The sequence below is a fragment of the Paenibacillus mesophilus genome (genome assembly GCF_005938385.1).
In the GTDB taxonomy this organism is placed as follows: Bacteria; Bacillota; Bacilli; order Paenibacillales; family NBRC-103111; genus Paenibacillus_AB; species Paenibacillus_AB mesophilus.
Genome location: NZ_VCRA01000005.1, coordinates 188,251 through 210,183, shown reverse-complemented (window position 1 = coordinate 210,183; position 21,933 = coordinate 188,251). Strand labels below are relative to the sequence as shown.

The 21,933-nt window shown below is 52.9% G+C and carries 13 protein-coding genes; 9 read left to right on the top strand and 4 right to left on the bottom strand.

Annotation, left to right across the window (positions count from 1 at the left end; genetic code table 11):
- Positions 1–13 precede the first annotated feature (13 nt).
- Positions 14–5,875, top strand: a complete 5,862-nt coding sequence (locus FE783_RS10850) for an OmpL47-type beta-barrel domain-containing protein (RefSeq protein WP_158301730.1) — start codon at positions 14–16, stop codon at positions 5,873–5,875.
- A 79-nt stretch (positions 5,876–5,954) separates the two neighbouring features.
- Here FE783_RS10850 and FE783_RS10845 read toward each other — a convergent pair whose 3' ends face one another.
- Positions 5,955–7,268, bottom strand: coding sequence for an ABC transporter substrate-binding protein (locus FE783_RS10845; RefSeq protein WP_138879367.1), 1,314 nt, complete (start codon positions 7,266–7,268; stop codon positions 5,955–5,957).
- 598 nt (positions 7,269–7,866) lie between these two features.
- Here FE783_RS10845 and FE783_RS10840 point away from each other — a divergent pair.
- Together FE783_RS10840 and FE783_RS10835 are read left to right on the top strand one after the other, a co-directional pair.
- Entirely contained in the window at positions 7,867–10,890 is a 3,024-nt protein-coding gene (locus FE783_RS10840; protein WP_138879366.1) for a heparinase II/III domain-containing protein, read from the top strand.
- Between the two features lie 152 nt (positions 10,891–11,042).
- Positions 11,043–12,278 (top strand): MerR family transcriptional regulator, encoded by a 1,236-nt coding sequence (locus tag FE783_RS10835; protein ID WP_138879365.1) that lies wholly within the window; start codon positions 11,043–11,045, stop codon positions 12,276–12,278.
- 58 nt (positions 12,279–12,336) lie between these two features.
- Here the strand turns inward: FE783_RS10835 and FE783_RS10830 are convergent, their stop codons facing one another.
- Positions 12,337–13,689, bottom strand: a complete 1,353-nt coding sequence (locus tag FE783_RS10830) for an ABC transporter substrate-binding protein (RefSeq protein WP_138879364.1) — start codon at positions 13,687–13,689, stop codon at positions 12,337–12,339.
- A 57-nt stretch (positions 13,690–13,746) separates the two neighbouring features.
- The gene (locus FE783_RS10825; RefSeq protein ID WP_138879363.1) at positions 13,747–14,517 is read right to left on the bottom strand and encodes a helix-turn-helix domain-containing protein; all 771 of its coding nucleotides are present in this window, start codon (positions 14,515–14,517) and stop codon (positions 13,747–13,749) included.
- A gap of 264 nt (positions 14,518–14,781) precedes the next feature.
- Here FE783_RS10825 and FE783_RS10820 point away from each other — a divergent pair, with 264 nt between their 5' ends.
- From FE783_RS10820 to FE783_RS10795, 6 genes are all read left to right on the top strand, one after another.
- Complete coding sequence (locus FE783_RS10820) at positions 14,782–15,987, top strand: Ig-like domain-containing protein (protein WP_138879362.1); 1,206 nt, start codon at positions 14,782–14,784, stop codon at positions 15,985–15,987.
- Positions 15,988–16,012: 25 nt separating this feature from the next.
- A complete protein-coding gene (locus FE783_RS10815) occupies positions 16,013–16,462 on the top strand; it encodes a VOC family protein (protein WP_158301729.1) in 450 nt (149 codons plus the stop codon).
- Positions 16,463–16,542: 80 nt separating this feature from the next.
- Entirely contained in the window at positions 16,543–17,214 is a 672-nt protein-coding gene (locus FE783_RS10810; protein ID WP_158301728.1) for an RNA polymerase sigma factor, read from the top strand.
- Between the two features lie 377 nt (positions 17,215–17,591).
- Entirely contained in the window at positions 17,592–19,346 is a 1,755-nt protein-coding gene (locus FE783_RS10805) for an RNA polymerase sigma factor (RefSeq protein WP_138879359.1), read from the top strand.
- Positions 19,339–20,463 carry an extracellular solute-binding protein gene (locus FE783_RS10800; RefSeq protein WP_158301727.1) on the top strand — a complete coding sequence of 375 codons (1,125 nt, stop codon included), beginning with the start codon at positions 19,339–19,341 and terminating at the stop codon, positions 20,461–20,463. Before FE783_RS10805 ends, FE783_RS10800 begins: the two co-directional genes overlap by 8 nt.
- A 158-nt stretch (positions 20,464–20,621) precedes the next feature.
- Positions 20,622–21,572, top strand: coding sequence for a GNAT family N-acetyltransferase (locus FE783_RS10795; RefSeq protein ID WP_158301726.1), 951 nt, complete (start codon positions 20,622–20,624; stop codon positions 21,570–21,572).
- A gap of 86 nt (positions 21,573–21,658) precedes the next feature.
- Here FE783_RS10795 and FE783_RS10790 read toward each other — a convergent pair whose 3' ends face one another.
- Entirely contained in the window at positions 21,659–21,859 is a 201-nt protein-coding gene (locus FE783_RS10790) for a hypothetical protein (RefSeq protein ID WP_138879356.1), read from the bottom strand.
- Between the last annotated feature and the right edge of the window lie 74 nt (positions 21,860–21,933).

Sequence of the window (21,933 nt, the reverse complement as noted above, 5' to 3'; positions counted from 1 at the left end):
AGAAGGTGCCGTATTGCTGAACGGAGGCTTCGAAGAGATTGCATCGGGAAGACCGAAAGACTGGACATACATAAGCGGAACGGTCACATCGACTGCAGAGCAAGTGCGGGGAGGAAGCTCAAGCGTCAAGCTTGTCGATTCGAGTGCGACTTCGTCGACGGCGCTGCGCAGCGTGAAGATGCCCGTCACAGCCGGTCAAACGTATAAGGCCTCCGTATATTCATACAACGTCCAAGGTGTTTCTCAGTTGTATCTCGAGTTCTGGGATGGAAACAACAATTACACGCAGATTTTTACGGGCACCAATTCGACTTTAAATCAGTGGGGACAAATCACGGTGAGCGGAGTCGCACCGGCAGGCACGGTTTACGCAAGCTTGCGGCTGTATTTGCATGTCGCCAATATCGGAACCGCTTACTTCGACGATGCTTCATTCGAGCAAGTGTTGACCGGTCCCCAGCCTTCGCTGTTGAACGGGGATTTGGAGCTGCTCGACAACGGGCGTCCGAAATATTGGAGCATGCCTGCGACCGCCCTATCGAGCACGGAACAGAAGCGTTCCGGTTCATACAGCGTCAAGGTTAACGACCCGACGAGTACGGCTGGAGTGACGGTTCGAAGCAATCAAATAGCGGTTACGCCCGGGCAGAAATATGACGCATCCGTATGGTCTTACAATTTGCAAGGCGTTTCGGAGCTGTACCTCGAATTTTGGGACGCGAATAACAGCTACACGTCGATCCTTACCGCAATGAACTCTACGCTCAATCAATGGAGCCAATTGCGCATCAGGGGCGTAGCGCCCAACAATACCGCATATGTAACGGTGAGGTTTTATTTACATAGCGCAAACGTCGGCACCGCTTATTTCGACGATGCGACGTTCGGTGCCGCTCCTCCCGATCCGGTGTCGAACTTGAACAACGGGAGCTTCGAGCTCGCCGTACAGAACAAGCCGGTGAACTGGACCGAGACGGACGGAGCGATCGAACAATCCGGCGATTTGGCCCGGGACGGCGCGAAAAGCGTGAAGATCGCCTATACGGGCAACGGCGCTTCTCCCGGCCTGCTCAGCCAACCGGTTAACGTTACACCGGGGGAACGCTATGATGCTACCGTTTATTCTTATACGTACATGCAGCAAGCCGTTTCCTCCTTGATTTTGGAATTTCGGGATGCGAACGGCGTGCCGGTCGGCAGCGTAACGTCGGAAGACAACGCTTACAACGAGTGGAAGCCGTTGCAGGCAGGCGGCATAGCTCCTGTCGGAGCGGCAACGGCGCGACTGAAGCTCGCGATGAAATCAGGACAACCCGGTACGGCTTATTTCGACGATGCCGTGTTCCGGCGAGCCGATACCGTAACGAACCGGAAAACGCGGACCACTTATTACACGCCTGCCAAAGTCGCCGCCGCGAGACAAAACGCGCTTCAGTACAAATGGGCGACAGACATTCGCAACAGTGCGGTTGCGAGAGCCGACAAGTATGTGGCCAAAGGGCTGCCATTTCTATGGGATCTCGTCCCGGGTCCCAACTTGCCGAGAAGCTACGGCGTGAACCAGACGCTCGGCAGTCCGATTACCGGAAGGGAAATCGATAAGTTCGGCAACTACCCGTACAAGGCGGACCCGTTGAACGAGCCTTGGAAAATCGTCGATCCGAGCAGCGGCTACAAGTTCCCGACTAACGATTTCGGAGCCTATTACCGCAGCGGGCTCGACGAGCATGGCATCTTTCAACCGAATTTGGCCGATCGCAGTCTGCTCGTCAACACGCTTTATCCGGAGAAAGGACCAACCTGGGGCGTAGACGACGGCTTCGGCTGGGTTAACGAGAAAGGCGAGCGGTATACGTTTGTCGCGTATTATACGCATTGGTTTGTCTGGTATGGATCAGGTATGATTCAGGATGCTCTATCGTCGCTTCGCGACGCGTACTTGTATACCGGAGACGTCAAATACGCGAGAGCCGGGACAGCGCTGCTCGATCGGATCGCCGACGTTTACCCGGATATGGACACGATGCTGCACGACAAGACGATCTATCTCAATTCGCACGGCGGCACCGGCTTGGGAAAGGCTGTGGGTTCGATCTGGGAAACCTCGCTGGTGAAGGAGTTCATCTCTGCATACGACGCGTTTTACCCGGCGATGGACGACTCGCAGCTTACGCAATTTTTGGACGGCAAGTCCAGGCAGTATCGCCTGACGAACAGCAAGAGCACGGCTGGCGGCATTCGCCGCAATATAGAGGACGGCATTATCCGGCAAGTATTTCCGGCCGTGAAGGCGGCGCAAATTCGCGGAAACGACGGAATGCATCAGAGCGCGCTGGCGATGGCCGCCGTCGTATACGACACGCTGCCCGAGACGAAGCAATGGCTCGATTTCACGTTCCAGACGGGAGGCAACACGTCGAATCCGCCGGGCGTAACCGGAGGAAACATTTTGAATACGCTGATCGGGACGGTCGACCGCGACGGGCACGGCAATGAGGCTTCTCCGGGGTACAACTCGCTGTGGTTGTCCACGGACCAGCTGACGGCCGACATTTTGGAAGGATACGATCTGTACCCGGGGGCCGACCTGTATGAGAACGTCAAGTTCCGTAAAATGTTTTCCGCCTTCTATCCGCTTATCTTAAGCGAGAAGTATACGGCGAACATCGGCGATACGGGATCGACCGGCAACCCGGGCATATCGGTGCTAAAGCTGGCGGATATGGTGAAGGCGTTCAACAAATTCGGCGATCCGATTTATGCGCAGTTGGCCTACTTCTTGAACGGCAATCGTGCGGACGGCATCCATTTGGATATATTTTCGGCCAATCCGAACGAAATTGCGGAGCGGATTCGCAGCGCCATTGCCGAACATGGTACGCTGAACATGGATAGCGACAATTTGACGGGGTACGGATTTACGGCTCTCCGCGACGGCAAGAACGAAGTGCTCAGCTTCGGATTGTCTTACGGGTTCCCGTCTATGGAAATCGCTTACAAGAATACGGAGGTCAAGCTGTTCGAGGCATCGGGAACGATGCAGCTCGAGGCGTCGGCACCTGGAGCCGTCGTTACTTACAGCTTCCAAGTACCGAAGACGGACGACTACGAGCTCGATCTGCTCCCGTTCCGCGCACCGTCCTATGGCATTTATCGGATAACCGTCGACGGGCAGCCGATCAAGGAGATGGACTTCTACGGTTCCAATACGAATTTGTTCGAGCCGATCGGCCGTATGACGCTTACCGCGGGTCCGCACCAGATCAGCTTCGAGGGAATCGGCAAGCAGCCGGCCTCGACCAATTACAAAATGGGCGTGCGCAGCTTGAACCTGCTTGATGAGCAGGCTCGACAGGCGCGTGACAATGCCGGTCCGCAAGGCAATACATTGCGCGACTTCTGGATGTACTACGGCCGGAATACCGGCCACGGACATAAGGATACGCTTAACTTGGGCGTGCATGCATTCGGTCTCGACCTGTCTCCGGACCTCGGGTACCCGGAATTCGCCGACAGTATAGACATGCATCGCGCGCAATGGGTCGTCAACACGATCAGCCACAATACCGTCGTGGTGGATAAGAAAATGCAGGCCAACCAATGGGTGGCCGAACCGAAGCATTTCGACGACAGCGGCAAGGTGAAGCTGATCGATGTGGAAGCGCCGAAAGTGTACCCTCAGACGGAGCTGTACAAGCGGACGACCGCCATGATCAAGATCGACGATGCGAACTCGTACGCCGTCGATTTCTTCCGGGTTAAGGGCGGCAGCGACCATTACTTCAGTTTCCATGGGGCGGAAGGAGTCGCTACGGCGGAGGGGCTCAATCTGGTCCAACAGCCTACGGGCACATATGCGGGACCCGATGTGGAATACGGCGAGCGTGTTGATGACGTTGCCGGAGCCGGATATAAAGGAAGCGGTTTCCATTACCTGAAGAACGTATCGAGGGATACGAATCCGGCCGGACAATTCAGCATCGACTGGAAGGCGGTCGACACATGGAAGGTGCTGCCGACACCTGCCGATATTCATCTCCGGTTGACGATGCTCGGCGACGTGGACGATGTGGCGCTGGCCGACGGCGTTCCGCCGCAGAATAAGCCGGGCAACCCGAAGACGCTGCGTTACTTCGTCGCCCATCGCAACGGCACGAACCTGGACAGCCTGTTCACATCTGTGATCGAGCCGTACAAGGATAACCGTACGATCGCCTCTATCGTACCTGTCCCCGTTAAAGCCGGCGGTACTGTGGCAAGCGGCAACGAGGTGAAAGCAGTGAAGGTGACTCTTACAAACGGAAGGGTCGATTATATCGTCAACGCCTTGAACACAGATACGCTGTATACGGTCGACGACAAGCTGCAATTCAAAGGGTTTATGGGCGTTTATTCGGAAAAAGACGGCCAGCCCGTATACCGTTACGTGCACGACGGATCGTATATCGCTCCGCTTGGCGAAACGGTTGCCAATGCGGCCGGCGCTTTGCAAGGAACGGTCGTGAGCTTTACTAACACTCCTTCCGTGCAAAACGAGATCGTTGTAAACATAAATGCGGCAGGTGTAAACCTGGCCGATCTGGCCGGAAGCACCCTATACGTCGCCAATGACGGTGTTCGCAATGCCGCATACCGGATTATCGGGGCGACGGACCTCGGCGGAGGACGCTACAAGCTCGATATCGGAGACAGCACCTTAATCCGATCCTTTGTCAATCCGAATGATTTCAGCAAAGGATATGTATACGATATTTCCGTCGGGGCGGCATTCCGAATTCCGTTGACGCGGGAAGCGTATCCGCTGCAAACGTCAGCAAGCGTTGCGGGAGAACAGCGCCAGGGCTGGTATACCGGTGAGGCTACCGTTACTCTGCAAGTGTACGGAAACGCAAACAGCGTCAGCTCAACGGTTTACAGCCTCAATGGCGGCGTCAGCTGGGCCGGTTATACGACGCCGGTCGTGTTGAGAGACAGCGGGGTCCACGAGCTGCAGTACCGTTCTACGGACTTGGCTGGCAACGTCGAACCTGCGAATTCGTTGACGGTCAAAATTGACCGGCTGCCTCCCGTCACGCAGCCTCATGTGAGCGGGGCAATCGGCGAGGGAGGATGGCGCATCGCACCTGTATCGGTAACGTTAAGCACGTATGATGTCCATTCCGGGGTTGCATCGACGGACTATGCATTGACCGTAATTGCGAGCACCTACGGTCAACAAAGCCACGGCTTTGTTCCTTACACCGGACCGATTGCCCTCGACGAAGGCAAATTCCGTCTGCAGTTCCGTTCTACGGATAAAGCGGGAAATGTCGAGCAGATTCAGTCCGCCGATGTGTTCGTCGATCGGACAGCGCCGGCATTTACCTTGTTCATGAACGGCGCGCCCGTCGTACCCGGGACGATTGTAGAAGACAGCCACACCGTTGCGTTTACCCTGCAGGCGAGCGACGGGATGTCGGGAGTAGCACAGCGGACTGTCCTTGTCGATGGCGCAGTCTATACGGAAGGGACAGTGATCGGCTGGGCCGGGCAGCCGGGTGATCATACGCTGCAAGTCTCGGTCCGGGATCAAGCGGGCAACCGTTCGGAGTCGGCATACACGATCACCGTGACGACAAGTCCGGCTTCCGTGCTCTCCTTGATCGCGAGCTATGTTCAAGCCGGACAATTGCAGCATTCTCTTGAGGCCAAGCTGACCAATTCGATGAGGCAGGCGGAGCATCATTGGAGCGGCGGGAGAAAGAGCCAGGCGCTGCATTTCCTGGATAAATTTCTGCAGGACATTGACGGGGATAGCGGCGTCCCGGCTTCCGTCAAGCCCGCGCTTCAAGCCGACGCCATCGCATTACAGCAGCTCTGGAATGCCGGAAGCTAAGCACGATTAAAAAGGAAGGAACCAAGCCCGTAAGGGCAAGGTTCCTTCCTTTTTTGTGCTGACGTTTTGCTGTATCCGCTTACTTTTTCATAGCCTTCGCTTCTTCAATTTTCTTGTTCGTAGCTTCTGCGGCTTCACGCAAGGCGGTGTTGATATCTACGCCCTTCGTGGCGATGTTCGTAAGCGCTGCATTCAGCTGCCCCGAAGCGACGACTTGATACTCGGTAATGTTGGACATTTTCGCATGCTTAGGGAACAAGGCGGCCACGTTTTGTCCGGTATATTTAGGCAGGTCTTTTCCGTATTGGGCATACATCTTCGTATCCGCGAGAGAAGTCGCAAGGCCCCTGGCGTTCAGCGAAGCCTGGAATTCATCGGATACGATAAACTTCATGACTTCAAAGGAAGCGTCGCGGTGTTTGCTGATCGAGCTCATATACCAGTAGTTCGGGAACGATTGCGGGCCTACGCCGCGAATATCCGGAAAATCGGGAATTTTAATGACGCCCCAATTTTTGACGCCATCGCCCGGGGTGAATCCGCAGCAGCCCGTATAGTTCGTGGCCATCGCTACGGTTCCTTTCGTGTTGAAGTTGGCAACGGTTGCTTGTGCAACATCGTGTCCCGGAATCGTCATGAATCTCGTAAGCGTTTGCACGATCTTCTTCCATGGGTCGGTTTCGAAGCTCGCTTTATGCGTTTTCGGATCGACCAGGTCCAAGGAATATTGGTTGACTTGCAAATAGCTGTTGTTGTCGTTGGCGAATCCGTAGTATTGGATGTCTCCGTCTTTGCGCGTCAGCTTGACCGCCAAATCGTACAATTCGTCCCAAGTGATGCCTTCCTTCGGATAAGGGACGGCGAATTTATCGAACAAATCTTTGTTGTAATACAAGCCGGATGTTCCGACGAAGGCGGGCAGACCGTATATTCCACCGTTAGCCATCTGCCGCTGCAGCTCGATCGTAGTCGGTTCGAATCGGTTCAGATCGAATTTATTTTTGGAGATCAGATCGGTGATGTCGTTCTGCAGGTTCAGGTTGAGAAGCGAAATATGGAAATTGGTGTACGCTCCGAATGCGATATCGAGCGGGCCCTTCGTGCCGATGTAGTCAGTAATGCTCGCTTCCGATGGGAAGTGGACCTTGAATTTGATATGCGGAAACTTCGGATACAAATATTTGCCGTACGTGTTGTCGAACCATTCCATGTTTTGGCCGCTCAGGCTGTACAAGTGCAGTTCGATCGGCTCCTGAGGTTTTTGCTGCGCTTCCCCTGATTCAGGCGACTTGGTTTGCGTTCCGGAGCTTTGGCTCCCCGAGCAGGCCGAGACTACGACGGAAGTGAGTGCAAGCATGGCGATCATGGTCCCGTAAAAAGATTTTTTTGCCATTATGGATTCCTCCTATAAGTTCTATTCCTGACCATTCGAATCTGGATTGCGGAGCGGTAATGCCGAGAACATTTCCGTTGCTTTCTGCAAGTCGACCCCTTTGTATTAACAAATTGAAACAACCTTGTGCCAAAAATCCGGGGCGCGGAAAACTTCGATGGAGAAACATACGGCCATACTCAAAGGTATGTGCTGCTGTAAGAACGCTTACAAAATTCCTCTAGTTACGGCCGATAGAGGAAATCACCTCCTTGATAGATCGTAATACATGACAAAAAGGTAGGAGTGGATGTTGCCTGTTTCGTACATGTATCTAAATCTGTGCTGATTCCATTATATTTTATTGGGAGTTAATTACAAGATGCATACTGGTATGATTTGAGTCTATAACATGTCTGTAAATCAGAAACGGTTGATTTCTTTTCCAGTTGCTCCTATATAATGAGATGAGCTCATGGCGATTTCACCCAAAGTAACAGGTCTGGTACATGAGATGCATTAATTTTGTTTATGCGAACCGACAAAGGGAGGTGACGGTCCGGAAGCGGCGCTTGGAGAGCGGCATACACCGCTATCTTGCGTATCGCAGGACCGGAGCATGATGAATCAGAAGACGAGAGCAACCTACTATACGCCACAAAAAGTAGCGGCAGCGAGGCAAAACGTCCTGAAATTCGATTGGGCGAAAAGCTTGAGCGATGCGGCGGTGAACAAAGCGGACAAATGTCTCGCAAACGGACTGGACTTCCTGTGGGAATCGGTTACGGCACAAACGCTGCCCCGAAGCTACGGCGTCAATCAGGTGCTCGGCAGTCCCATCACCGGTCGCGACGTTGACCGGTTCGGCAATTACCCGTACAAGGCCGATCCGATTCAAACCCCTTGGAAAATCGTCGATCCGAGCAGCGGCTATACGTTTCCGACCAACGATTTCGGAGCCTATTACCGCAGCGGTCTGGATGGGCACGGAGTTTTCCGCACGGAGCTGGCCGATCGCAGCTTGCTTGTCAATACGCTCTATCCGGACAAAGGACCGACTTGGGGCGTCGACGACGGCTTCGGCTGGAAAGATGAAAAAGGCGACCTCTATACATTTGTATCGTATTATTTGCACTGGTATGTATGGTACAGCCCAGCAAGCATAGTCGAAGGGGCTTTGGCCGCATTCCGGGACGCTTACTTGTATACAGGCACGTTGAAGTATGCGCAGGCCGGAATCGTAATCCTTGACCGGATCGCCGATTTATACCCGGAAATGGATATATCCGCCTATGACCGGAGCGTGTATCTGAATTCGGACGGGCGCAAAAATACCGGCAAGGTTATCGGCTCGATATGGGAAACCTCCATGGTCAAAACGTTCATCAGCGCGTATGACGCTTTCTTCCCGGCTATGGACGAACCGGCTGTCGTACAGTTTCTGGAAGCGAAAGCCCGGAAGCATCGGCTGGCCAATCCGAAGAGCAGCGGAGCGGATATTCGCAGAAATGTGGAGGAAGGCATTATTTTGCAAATATATCCGGCGGTCAAAGCCGCACAAATATGCGGCAATGACGGGATGCATCAGAGTGCTCTAGCCATGGCCGCTGTCGTCTACGATACACTGCCGGCCACGAAGGAATGGCTCGACTTCGTGTTTCAAACCGGCGGTTTGGCGAGGAACCCTTTTGCGGTGACGGGCGGGAACGTACTGAACTCTTTGGTGTGCGATGTCGATCGCGACGGCAACGGCAACGAGGCATCTCCGGGCTATAACGGAATATGGCTTAAAATGCATCAGCTGACGGCGGATATACTGGATGGGTACGATTTGTATCCGGGGGCGGATCTGTACAAGAACGCCAAGCTTCGCAAAATGTTCTCGGCCTTTTATCCGCTTATTCTGAGCGATATATACACGGTTAACATCGGGGACACCGCGGCTGCCGGAAATCCGTACATGCAAGTCGCCTTGCCCGACATGGTGAAAGCGTTCGACAAATTCGGCGACCCGATCTATGCACAGCTCGCTTATTTTCTAAACGGCAACAAGGCGGAAAGCTTGCATCTCGACGTGTTCTCGTCCGAGCCGGATCAGATTGCCGATCGGGTAAGCTGGGTTATTGCGGAATACGGACCGCTTGACCTGAAGAGCTGCAATTTGACCGGTTACGGGTTTGTCGCGCTGCGCGACGGTCAATCCCGGGAGCGGACGCAGCGCGACTTGTGGATGTACTACGGCCGCAATACGGGACACGGACACAGAGATACTCTTAATATCGGCATGCATGCATTCGGTCTCGATCTGACACCGGATCTCGGCTATCCGGAGTTTGCCGACATCTTCGATATGCACCGGGCGCATTGGGTCATCAATACGATCAGCCACAATACGGTCGTCGTCGACAAGCGCAAGCAGGAGCCGCAATGGGTAGCCGAGCCGCGGCATTTCGACGATACGGAGCTAGTCAAGTTGATGGATGCGGAAGCGCCTAAAGTGTATCCGCAAACGGAGCTGTACAAGCGTACGACCGCGATGATTCGCGTCGATGAATCCGATTCGTACGCCGTGGACTTCTTCCGGGTAAAGGGTGGGGAAGACCATTATTTCAGCTTTCACGGTGCGGAAGGCACGGTCGAGACGAAAGGGCTTGAACTGTTCGAGCAACCGACCGGGACCTATGCCGGTCCGGATATTGCCTATGGTCAGCGGTCGGATGACGTGGAAGGCAACAGCTATAACGGCAGCGGTTTCCATTATTTGAGAAACGTATTGCGCAGCACCGGTACCGCACCGCAGTTCAGCGCGGACTGGAGCGTCAAGGATACTTGGAACATTTACGGCGGAGGAGCCGGCTCGGATACGGATGTACATTTGCGGATCACGATGCTGGGAGAACTATCGGATGTGGCCTTGGCGGACGGAATCCCCCCTCAGAACAAGCCGGGCAATCCGAAATCGCTTCGCTACTTGATCGCTCATCGCGAAGGAACGAAGCTGGACAGTTTGTTCGCTTCCGTCATCGAGCCGTACAAAGGCCGCAGATTCGTTGCTTCGATCGAACCGGCCGTCATGAAAGCCGGCGATGCGGTCGTATCCGGCAGCGAGGCATGCGCAATCAAGGTGAAATTGGCTAACGGCCGTGTGGACTATGTAGTCAACTCGATTACTCCGGATATTACGTACACGGTAGACGACAAGCTGCGGTTCCAGGGCTTCTTCGGTGTATTTTCGGAAAAAGACGGTCAGCCGGTCTCCGTTTATTTGCACGACGGCTCCGTATTAGCCCGGATCGATACGCCAACCGAACCGGCAATCGGCTCGTTGACCGGGACCCTAATGAGCTTCACCGAGACGTTGTCGGTGCAAAATGAGCTGACCGTCAGGATGGAAGCGAGAGGGACACAACCTTCCGAATGGATCGGCAAAACCATATTTGTTGAGAACGACGGCGTACGCAATGCCTCATATCCGATCAAGGGCGTGACCGAGCTCGGCGACAACCGATATAAGCTGGATATCGGAGACTTGACGTTGATCCGCGCATACGCCGATCGGAACGACCTAAGCAAAGGGTACGTTTATGATGTCGCCGCCGGAGCCAAGTTCCGGATTCCGTTGACTCGTCTTGAGGTGTTCTAGTTTTCAAGCGATATCCTGAACCGCCGAATGGCGGTTCTTTTTTGCATCGATAAAGGTTAACTCCATTAAATAATAGAGCCGCCTTGACTCTTCCGTGGCGGAAGACCTTATAATTTGCGTAGCCGAAGCAACGAAAGGAGGAGCAATCGACTATGGAAAGCTTAATAAGCATCGGCCAGCTATCCACCAATATCGGCGTATCGATCAGAACGATCAGATACTATGAAGAAGTAGGTATTCTGAAGCCTGCCAAAACGTCCGAGTCCAACTACCGCTACTATGGACGTGACGAGATGGACAAGCTGCAGCTGATCTTATTTTTGAAGAACTTGGGATTTTCGTTGCAATCGATTAGAGCGGCACTTGCAGATGACGGGCGAGCCTCGATTCTTGCCAAAGTAAGGGAGCGGCAATCATCGCTTGATGCCGAGCTGCAACAGATGCTTCTCAAGAAAGAACTGCTGGAATCCGTCGTTTCTGCCATAGAAGCCGCCGGCGCAAGTGACCTTGGCGCGATCGACTCGATCAGGGGAGTCATGTTAAGCAGAAGGGATGAGATCGATATCGTATCCGACGTTAGTTTGCCGATCAAGGTTGTCGGGGTTGGCGAACGTGTAATTAATGCCATTAATGAAATTGCGGATAACGGGGCGAAGGTGGACATTCTTTACGTGGATTGCGACGAGCAATCGCTTGCCGCCGCAAAAACAAATAGAAAAATCCGGTCTGCCGTCATAGGCTCTGAGCTAAACGACGCGTTGAAAGGCAGCGATATGTTGTTTCTGGTAACTGCGCCGGGAGAAGACCGTTCGGTTCTAGCGGCAGCGGCAACCATTGCCGGCGAGGCGCGTAGAATGGGTATACTTACGATCGGCATTATGGATAGGGCCATTCGTTTAGAGTCGGAACAAGATAGGACTACTCTTAACGATAACGTGGATATGATGCTGCAAGTACCTAACCGGTCGACAGTGTCTACGGACGAATTTTTTAAGCACGCCGTGACTTGCCTATCATCGCTGCTTACAGGGGAAATCATCCGTATCGATCTTGAGCATATCAAGTTGTTGGTTCGGGAAAAGGGGGCGGCCTATTTCGGTATCGGCAAAGCTTCAGGGAAAGACCGGGCGAAGCGCGCCGTAGAATATGCTGTTGCCAGCAGCTCCGGCTTCCAATCCGGAATCGGCCAGGCCGACAGCATTATTTTAAACATTACCGGTTCGAATGATTTGACGTTATCGGAAGCGAAGTTAATAGCGGAGACCGTGCGGGCAAAATCGAAGGCAGGGGCAAACATCCTGTTTGGAACGGTTATCGAGAAAGAGGTTCAAGACGGAATCCTTGTCACAATCGTTGCCGCCGGATTCGAGGAGTCGATGCATACTTGACAGGTTGGCTGTAGGATATAAAAAGCCGGTTGTTTCGCGCAACCGGCTAGTCCGCTCATCATTTTTCGGTTTTACCGCCAAATTCCCGATCGAGTGCGAGTTGCACACGAGTTTGCATCGACTTCAAGCCGCCCGCAATCCTTTTCCGGCCGTAGATCATATCGGTCAACTCTTCAGTTCTGATCGATAAAATTTGTTCGTACAGCTGCTGTGTAAAGGGACTTTGGCCAAACGGAATCGGTCGGAGCGCATAGAAAGGGTCCAGCTTGCGGCCGTCCATCGTCTTCGCGGCATCTAGTCGAATCGATAACGTTTTAGGCTTCGTTCTCTCCAACTCGGCAGCCATGGCCGGACCGGTTATATATTTCAAAAACTCCCAGGCGGCTTCTTTATTGGGGGAGTCGGACATGATAGCGAATAGGTCAGCCGCGAAAACATCGGAAGATTGGCCCGGTTTTTGCGGGTGGCTTGGTGCGGTGACGATGTCCCAAGAAAATGACGGAATTCCGAGAGAAGCTGCCTCCTTCAAACTCAATATGAGACTGGGAGGCGCGATCGCCATGGCCGCTTCCCCGGCGATAAATTTGCTTTTGAGCAATGATTCCGCTTTCGATTTTGATGGTTCCCGCTTCTCGGGCGGAAGATAAATCGCGCTGCCAAAGGCGCCGATTACTTCCTCGAACGCCGAACGATAAGCCTCGGATGTATACTTCACCTCGCGCATATCATCGCTATAAGCCGATATTCCGACTCCGTCCACATATCGATCGATAAAAAATCGGTGCGGTAAATAGTGGTCCAGATCCAGTCCGAACAATGGCCTTTCTTTGTTATCGGCCTTGGCGATTGTTTTCGACAACTGCAGCATTCCGCTCCAGCTCATGTCATTGGACGGATACGCAATACGAAGCCGGTCGAACAAATCTTTGTTATAATACAAGGCTACGGTTTGAAAAGTAGGAGAAAGGGCTACGAGCTTGCCGTCACCCAAATTACGGATTACTTCCAGGGCGCTGGCGGAAAACTGGCTTTGTTCGATACGGTCTTGCTTCATAAGGTGAGTCAATTCGATCAGCTTCCCGGTCTTATTCAGCTCCCGAATGATGCCGGAACCGTAAACGAGGTCGGGCTTTTGTTCCAATATTGCGGAGTCGGTCACGTTCGTCGTTTTTCCGCCGCTGAATAGCATCATCGGAATGATCTGAATTTCGACATTCGGATAATGACTTTTGAACGAATCTCCGTATTCCTTCATGAATTGCTGCTCGCTAAAGTACATGATCCTTACGACTTTCTTCGCATTTTCCTGTGGAGGCGCCGTCGTCTGTGCTGTTTTGCTCTGGCATCCCGTCAGCGCCAACCATACAGCTGCTCCAATACCTAATGCACGGCACCACCTGTTTTTTTTCATATGGCGGTTGCACTCCTTCTCATCTTCTTGTTATGACGCGGCACGATCTGGTTTCTTCTATTCTTTTGCAGGTAACGCCACAGAAGTTGCCGAATGTCCGTTGAGCATAAGATTCATAAGCGAGAACGTTCTCATGGCAAAATTTGCTTTTAAGTTAAGTCTGTACCCGCCTCGGATGCGCTCGGCAAACCCCAGCTCGATACAAGGCTCCATCGTTCCTTGAAAATCGAAGTCTTCCGGCAATACGGCACGCAGTTTGCTTTCCGGTATCGCATGATCTTGAGGATTTGCCAGTTTATCCGGTATGAGTGCAGCAAGCAGCCGAAGAAGATCCGCAGGTATGACATTCAAAGGGAAATCCGTGTCTTTCGCGAGAGCCGCTTTGGATTGCTGCAAATACGTTTCGGTTGCGATCAGTACGGCTTTCTGTTTCACCCAACAAGTCACGCTACGGTAATCCATGCTTAAGTAAGGAGTATCCTCTATTTCTCTGCCCTTTGGCTGGCGATAGTTCCGAGGCTTCAAGGAATATATGATTTGACCCAAGAAATCGATCCGGTCTTCTTCTTTCAGCTTGGGAAGCTCCGCTTCGATCTGCGGCAGCAAATGCTGCAAACTTCCTTTGTTCCCCAGTAAATAATCGATCGTAAAGCCCAGCTCCTTGGCCATGCAGGGCAACAGGGAGATATCCGGCAGCGAATCGCCTTTCTCCCATTTCGATACGGCTTGCGCCGATACTCCGAGACAGCTGCCGAGCTGCTCCTGCGTCCAATTTTTTTTCAACCGGTATTCATGTATAATGGCGCCAACCTTGCATGGGTCAACCACTTATGGAACAACCTCCTTGTCGTTGGTAGTATTACCTATTATAAGGGTTATCCCTGCTATTGGTAATGGAGGTTTGTTTTTCTACTCAACCGGCAGTTTAAGAACCCGAATCAGAAGAAAAGCTTCGATAAAAAAATATTTCCCAGCACTTTCCTAACGAACATATGTTTGGTATAATAGAAATATTAACCAAAGAAATGAGGGATTTCGTTGAATGAAGTTCAAAGTAACCTTGACCAGCTAATACCATTCGGAAACATTACGATGTCGAGAACGGATGAAGGTTTCTTAACGATCGTTTGCCCTGATGATACTGGCGTTGCCGTTTTTCCGGAAGCGGTTTCAATTCCGGCGCGAATCGATTTGACGGCCAAAACGAATTCAACGAATATCCGCATCAAATTCGGTAGCGGACAAGTGATATTGAATTGGGAATGCATAACCGGCGAGCTGCGCATCCATGATCCGATGCTCGGGTTTTCATACGGTGTCGGCGGTAAAGGCAAAGTTCCCGTGAATGAGTTTGTTCGCATCAGCTGGATTTTGGACGTCGATTACATGCTGCTGCTGGTTGATGGGGAAGTAAGGGCGTTCAGCGAAGACGAGCCCTATATGAAAGTGTTAAAATCCGGCTTGCCGAAAGCTCCCGAATCTCTGGTCGGCATTTGTTCGGCGTGGGGGTCGGCCGTCACGGTGAAGCAATTGAACGTATCGAAGTGGGGACGCGATAACGGTAGCGTGACGCCTCTGGCACTGCTGCTTGACAAAAACAATGTGTTTGTGAAGCCGAACGAGAGCTTTACGCTTGAAAGCCGCTTCTTCCCGCATACGGCACGGCCTTATAAGATTGTGTGGAGCGTTTCCGACGAGAAAACTTTACATATCGATCGTACAACGGACGAACAAATTACGGTGACGGCATTAAAGCAAGGGATCGCTACGATTACATGCAAGGACGATTCCGGCAAGATTGCAGCGTCCTGTACGGTCCGATGCGTAGTGCCTAACCTGCGGACGAACCTCAACAACTTGAAGCCGGTAAACGGGGATTGGTCGGAAGACTATATCGGCCTTATCGGAGTCGGTTCCGGAGATTGCTTTATGTTATCGTCGAATGAAGCAGCTGATTTTACATACGAAGCGGACGTATGCATCGAGGCCGGCATAGCCGCGGCATTAGTATTCAGATCGGCTCCGAACGCCTCGGGGTTTTACTGTGCCAATATCGACATTTCGGGATTTGTCAAGCTATGGAGACCGGGCAAAGATATCCGAGTGGCGCATACGGAAATCAAACGCAATACGTACTATCATCTTAAAGTTTCGGTTAGCGGCGACAATATCAAAGTTTATTTGGATGGGCGTATGGTGATTGACGCTCATGACGGGACCTATCGCAGCGGGTTGTTAGGGTTGAACATTTTTTATGGAACGGGTTTATTCCAAAATGTAAATTATTCCGAACTATAACGCGATTGGGATGGGAGAAATGAAGATGACCGATGCGGATGTTCTCCATGAAACGAAGCGGGGACCTAAGCTGCTGAATTTGCCGTGCATTTATTTGCCGGCCAAGCACCCTTACACAACGGCAAAATGGTACGCCGAATTATTTGATATGGAAGCGGCCGATTTTGCCCCGCTGGATCCTCATGCGGATCTCGTAGTGTTGAAAATGTCCGACGATATTCCTGGCGGAGCCTCGATTTTTTTCGTACAATCCAACGATAAGTTTTCTATGAATTTCAACAACATTCGTGGGCATAACCACGCTATACTGATGTTTCAGGTGAAGGATATCGAAGAGATTGCGGAACGGATGAGAGATAGAGGCGTCGAATTCGCTGCTGATGGAATCAAAGACCGCGGCGGCTGTGGCAAGGAGATCGCTTTCTACGATCCGGACGGAAGAAAAATTGAAATTAACGACTATGGCACGAAATAAATCCGTATTTTGACAAAACGGCGCCGGTCCGGATGCTTGCGCAGGATGCGGTCCATGCCGGCAAACAAAGGAGTCAAACGGTGAAGGAAGCTTTGCTTCGACAATGGGGTCGCTCCGACCCGCACAATGAGACAGATGCCCGATTAGTCGAACGGTCCCGCCAAGGCGATCACGACGCTTTCGGCGAACTTGTGCGACGGCATCGGCCCAAAGCGCACGGATGGGCATCGAGAATGACTCTGGACCCTTATATGGCCGACGATATCGTTCAGGAAGCGCTGCTTCTGGCGTTCATGCACCTAAGTTCTTTGGTGGATATCGGCCGATTCGTGCCGTGGCTGCATCGGATTGTACGCAACCAAGCGATGATGAAGCTTAGACGCGGGGGCCCTTATCGGAATGAGCGGCCCTTCACGAGCCTCGTGACGGTAATCCGGCCGGACCAGGTCGAATGGGAAATCACGGAGAACATGCTTGCCGGCATGACCCGGGATACTTCCGATCCGTCGATTCACGGCAATCCGGAGCAATATGTGCTGCGCAAAGAGACGCTGGAAACGGTAATCGGTCTGTTCGGCTGCTTAAGCCGTCGCGAGAGAGCGATATTCGAAGCCTATTACTTCAAACATTTGTCGCCTAGGGAAATCGCCCGGATGTTCGATACGTCGACGGCCAGCATCTACAAGACGATTTCCCGGACCCGCCAGAAGCTTAAGCTGGAGCGGATCCGAGTATACAGAGCGAGCATTTAAAATCGACGGCGATAAGAAATCGGGCTTACGGCTGTGGAGCGGCTTCAGATATCTATATTAACTTTGCGACGGGGGCGTTCCATAACTTCCTCTAAATCGCGGTCGCTCATCCTTGAATTACGTCGATAGACGTTTTTCTTATTGAAAGAAGCCGATGCAATTACACGTTAAACCCATGAGGGAGGGCGGACACGCCGAAAAAACTATAGCGGACAATCAGCCGGCCCATCTCGCGCAGACGGGCCGGTTATTTGACATGTTCCTGCAACGAAAATAGTTATAAAATGGCATCATATCGAAAAAAATGTTCGACCGTTGTTGCGAGCGAACCCGCTTTTGGCATCTAATAGTATGTCGCGAATCGGAAAGGGGTGCGCATGTTGAGGATCGAGCGGCAATGGCCGAGCGCGAGGGAACCGGACGATGGGGAAATGGCGGACAGGGCGCTTTCCGGAGATACGGAGGCGTTTGGAGTCCTGATTCGGAGGCATCGGGAGAAGACGCTGCAATCGGTCAAGTCCATGACGCGGGACGACTGGCTGGCCGAAGATATCGTTCAGGAGGCGTTGATCAAAGCTTTTCTGCACGTCGGTCAACTGGTCGAGCCGAATCGTTTTCTGGGCTGGTTGAAGCAAATTGCCCGGAATGAAGCCAATATGAAGTTGAGGCGCGGGGGACCGTACCGCCGCGAGAAGCCGTTTGCCAGTTTTGGAACTTCAGGCGAGCGGTATTCAACGGGTCATGACGGGGACATGCTGGAAAAGCTGCTGAATCGGCTGGATACATCCGAGCAGAAGCGAGGTTTGGAGCTAGAGCCGATAGAAACGCTTCTCAGAAAAGAATCGGTCCGGTTTATCCGCTCTCTGCTCCATTGCTTGAACGAACGGGAGCGAGGCATGTTCGAAGCGTATTTCTTTATGAACTGTTCGGCGGAAGAAGTCTCCTCCATGTTCAATACGACCGCAGGCAGCGTACATACTTACTTGAGCCGTTCCAAGAAGAAGCTTCGGGATGCGGCTGTCAACCGGCGCGAAGATTTCGCTTCAAGCGGCTTCCGTTCATCCAGCAGGAGAAGGGTGCTTGCCGCTCCGGTGGGCAGACCGGAAGCCGCGGCGACGTTTGTCGACCGTACTCGTAAACTGCTGCGAAGCAGGGGAGAGAATACGGACATTACCGATTGGATGGGCCGCAGCGGATTCGCCTTTCGGTTGAAAATATCTCGCAAAACGACTTATGCGGACGGGGCGTTCGTGTTCGATTGGAAGCAAGAACTAAACCGATTGCTCATGGAGCATGGATACGAGCCCGACTTTCTGTGCGGACAGCTCGAAGGCTCTCCGATCCCGCTCCATTCGGTCGCCATGCTGTATGATGTCGTACCGTTCGACGCGGAGGAGATCATCGGCTTCGTGCGCCGAGCTATCGATTGCGGAAGTCCGGTGCTATTCTTCGACACATACGTGAATCGGCCGTACGTACATGAATGGAATTTAATATACGGGTACGACGATTATAGCTGCACAGTGGAATTGACGGATGTACTCCCGCCTTACAGGAAAACGCTGACTTACGAGCAATTGGCCGCCTCGCCTCTCCGGTTTTTGTGTTCCGCGAGAAAAACGAACCGCCAGCCGACCAAGACGGATCCGTGCGAGGCGATCCGGAGCATCGTTATGTATGCCGAAGAAGGGGATGGCTTCCGGGGAGACAACAGCTACAGCTCCTATACGATGGGAATTGGCGCGTACGAATGTTGGGTCGGCCATCTGGAGTCGGGTCCGCGGCTCGCCAACGCATACGGACACCGGTATTTGACTCATGTATATGCCAATGCAAGAGCATATGCCGGACGGTATATCCGTTCGCTCGAATTGCCGGGCAGCTGGGAAGAGGAGCTGGGGAAGGCGGCGGAGCACTATGATCTATCTGCGAAGCTTCTTGCCGAGGCAAGCTCGCTTTGCCCGTTCGACGATCATTCCGTCGGGAGCTGGTCGGAGCCGGTCATCGGGAGAACGATCGGGCTTCTGCAACAAGCCCACGATTCGGAGCGGCAAGCGATAGGTTTGCTCGAAAAGGTTTGCAAAACGAATGAATCCATTATCCGTCATAAGGGGATCCGATACGATGAATAACGTACAACTGACTATTGTCACTCAAGCAAACGGCGAAGGATTGAAGGCGCTGCTCGCCAGTGTCGCGCAATTCGAATCAAAGCGAAGCGATGTTCAAGTACATATAGAGCAAGCGAACGGAAACTATGAAGTGCTGAACCGATTGAAGAGCGGAGAGCCGGGAGACCTCGTCCAAATGTCGGAGAGCGTGTTCGGCCCGTATTTACGCGATGGATTTGTTGTCGATTTGCTTCCTTTCCTTCAGCGCGATAACGGGCTTTCGCAGGACGATTTTTATCGAGGGGCGCTGGAAGGACCGTCGGCGAACGGCGAACTTGCTGCGCTTCCGATCGATATTCATGTTCCGTTCATTTTATTCCGGAAAAAAGCGTTCGCAGAGGTGGGCATACCGGAGCCGGATGGCAGCTGGACGATAGAACAGTTCAGGGAAACGGCGCTTCAACTAACGGGAGAAGGCCGGTATGGGTTCCGCCTCCATATCGACATCGAATGGTTCGAACCGTTCGTGCTGCGCGGCGGCGGCGCATACTTATCTGCGGACGGATCCACTGCGCAAGGGTATCTGAATAGTCCGGAGACAGCTGCGGCGCTGCAGGAAATCGTCGACTGGTTCCGGGTGCACAAGATCGTGCCAATGCCGGGCGAGGTAAGGGAAAATGCTTTCAGCGAACGGTTTGCCATGAATTTCGATTTCTCGTGGTGCATCCCGCACGTCTTACACAACCATGCCGGCGAATACGGGGCAGTCGGACTGCCGTGCAAGGCCAATGGACGGGATACGAACATGATGTACATGGGCGGATACGGGATATCGTCCGGATGCGAGCATCCCGATGCCGCGTGGGAGCTGCTCAAGGAGCTGTCCGTCCCGCCATCCGGCAGACCGCTCAGCCAGCTCCCGCCTACGAAGCCGCTTGCCCGCAGGTTAGGCTCGGATATATCTCCATTCATGGCGTGCGCGCTCGGGGAGCTGGATAAAGCGACGAAAAGCGGCTTCTACTTAAGCCAGAAATGGAATGCGAACCGGCAGATCGTCAATCAGGATTTGAAGCTGATGATTACGGATGGAATCGATGTTCGATCGACCTTGGAGAAATGGGCCGGACTGATCGGATGAGAAGGAGAGTCGGTGGCGTTCCAGCCTCCGACTTTTTTTCTTTCTATGGAGTTAACAGCACGCCATGCAGATGGTATGCTAGACAAGACAGATGTTTATTGGACATAATGGGGAAATTTTCTGTATTTATCAAAGGGGCGAAAGGCGGTCACGTTCATATGGACAATCCGGTCATCCGGTTGGGAAGGCTGCACCAGTGCACGTTCGAGCAAGCTTTGGAGCTGAGACAGAGAGGGTTCGAAGGATACCACGACGAGATGAGGAAGCATTATCCGAACTTTCCGCAAGCCGCCGCTCCGGCACCGGGAGCGTTGGACCGGCTGCTGGACGGCTTCGGTTCGGAAGGGATCCGGCCCGAGCTGTCGATCGTCGGCTACGTGAACGAGAAGCCGGTAGGGTTTGTCTTTATCGCGATCAAAACGGTCGATGGCAAGAAGCTGGCATGGAACGGGGGAACCGGCGTATTCCCGGAATATCGCGGTTATGGGCTGGCCAAGCTGATGATGCAGGAAGCGCAGCGTGTCATCCGGGAGCAGGAAGTGGACCGGGCGGTTTTGGAAGTTGTAGCCAAAAACAAGCCTGCTGTTACCGCATACGTGAAAGGCGGGTTCCGTATCGCGGACCGCATCGTCGGCATGACCCGGGAGGAAGCGCTGACAGCGCCTTTTTTAAGCGGGAAAACACCCGAAGGAGTTCGTCTTCAATACGGGGTGCCCGCGGATGTAGCCCGGCTACCGTTCTATCGCGATAAAGTCGCTTGGGGGTGCATGTGGCATTATATGAAGAGGGGCGAATCGTTGATCGTATACGACGCGGAGGACAAAGCTATTGCGTACGCCTTGTTCCAACGCTCCCGCAAGGCGGACGGGCAGCTGCAGTCCGTTATGCTCCGCCAATGCGAGGTAAGCCCTGAACGTAGCGACCGGGATACGTTGTTCAGACTGCTGCTAACGGAGCTGTACGGCCCGTACGACGTGCCCTGTGTCCGTAAGACAGGAGATTTGTCCATGGCGAATCCCGAACCGATCCGGGCGCTGGAGGAAGCGGGCTTTACGCTGAACTACGAGCAATATTTAATGCTGCTGGAGAAGGAAGAGGAGTCGCAATAATAGGCAAGACTACGCTGAATGATCTTATACCCACCATCCGAAGCTGCCGACCGGCAGCTTTTCTTTTTTTTTGCCGCGACAAACTCTTAATCGGTTATGTTCCTTGCGTCCGACCATCTGCTCATTCCGCTTACCTGAATCGGTCTTTGAATTTCCGCGTAATTATTGTCGATATCGGCACGGATCGAATCCAACAGATGAAGCGCATAGCTTCTGTCTTTCCGATCGGGAATCGAATGGCATAAATCTTCGAGCAGTTTCAATCTTGTTTCCGTGACGTATCTCATATAAGTACTCCTCGCAGGTTGCTAGATTCTACATCTTTCGTTAGACGGAGTCCGTTTATGTCGAAAAGAATGGA